This window comes from Paenibacillus forsythiae T98 (genome assembly GCF_000520735.1).
Lineage (GTDB): Bacteria > Bacillota > Bacilli > Paenibacillales > Paenibacillaceae > Paenibacillus_AQ > Paenibacillus_AQ forsythiae.
Map to the genome: position 1 here is coordinate 1 of NZ_ASSC01000872.1, position 1,074 is coordinate 1,074.

The following is a 1,074-nucleotide window of genomic DNA, read 5'->3' on the forward strand; positions in this document are numbered from 1 at the left end:
ACGCCAAAAGCTGTGGAGTTTCAGCCGGTGCTTCAGGCCCTTCTGGATGAATCCAATGCCAGGCTGACGCGCGATTTAACGCCGGAAGAAGAGGATCAGCTGATTGTCCTGCTGCAAAAGCTCAATCTGGAAGATTGATTTCATATCCAACATTTTTATTTTATAAGGAAAGGAACCCGCTGTCATGTCTATCGAAAATGTAAAAGCGCACTTCCGCGCCCTTGGCAAAGAGCAGGATATTATGGAATTTGACGCTTCCAGCGCCACCGTGGAGAAAGCCGCCGAGACCATCGGCGTTATCCCCGCCCGCATTGCCAAGACGCTGTCGTTTCGCGGCGAAGGCGAAGCCGCCATTCTGGTCGTCTCTGCGGGCGACACCAGGGTCGACAACAAAAAATTCCGGAGCGAATTCGGATTCAAGCCGAAGATGCTGAGTCCCGAGGAAGTGCTGGAGCAGACGGGACATGCCGTCGGCGGCGTATGCCCTTTCGGACTGACCCATGAGCTGGAAGTCTATCTGGATGTCTCCATGAGGCGCTTCGACACCCTGTTCCCCGCCTGCGGCAGCTCGAATTCCGCCATTGAATTGACCTGCGGCGAGCTGGAGCAATACTCGGGCGGCAAGGCATGGGTCGACGTCTGCAAGGATTGGGAATAGCTCCGGCCATTAATGGCCGGCGGACGCTTTATCTTCTTCTCCCGGGGCGGTCATTTTGCTGCTTCCCATAAACAGCGAGGCCAACAGGGCCAGCACCGCCGGTATAATGGCCCAGGCGAAGGTATAGGTGATGGAGGAAGACAGCCCCTCCGTAATTTTGCCCAGAATCTCCGGCGGTATCAGCGCCCGCGTATCCGGGGACAGCAAGGTATGGGGGTCGGACAGGTCGGGCGCCCCCGCCCCATTCTGAGCGGAGCCTGAAGCTCCGAACAGATGACCCAGGCGGTTCGCCAAATAATGGCTCTGGATAATGCCGAAGGTTGTAATGCCCACCGTCATGCCCAGGGACCGGAGGAAATTAAGCGTTGCGCTTGCCGAGCCGCGCTGCCGTGCGGGCAGGCCGTCTATGGCGGGGG

1 protein-coding gene and 1 pseudogene are annotated in these 1,074 nt (G+C 57.8%); one reads left to right on the plus strand and one right to left on the minus strand.

From position 1 onward, the window contains the following. Positions 1-184: 184 nt before the first annotated feature. Positions 185-658 (plus strand): YbaK/EbsC family protein, encoded by a 474-nt coding sequence (locus L692_RS0126295; RefSeq protein WP_025702860.1) that lies wholly within the window; start codon positions 185-187, stop codon positions 656-658. A gap of 9 nt (positions 659-667) precedes the next feature. Here L692_RS0126295 and L692_RS33315 read toward each other — a convergent pair. Then, positions 668-1,074 (minus strand): annotated as a pseudogene (locus tag L692_RS33315) (MFS transporter); the annotation flags it as partial.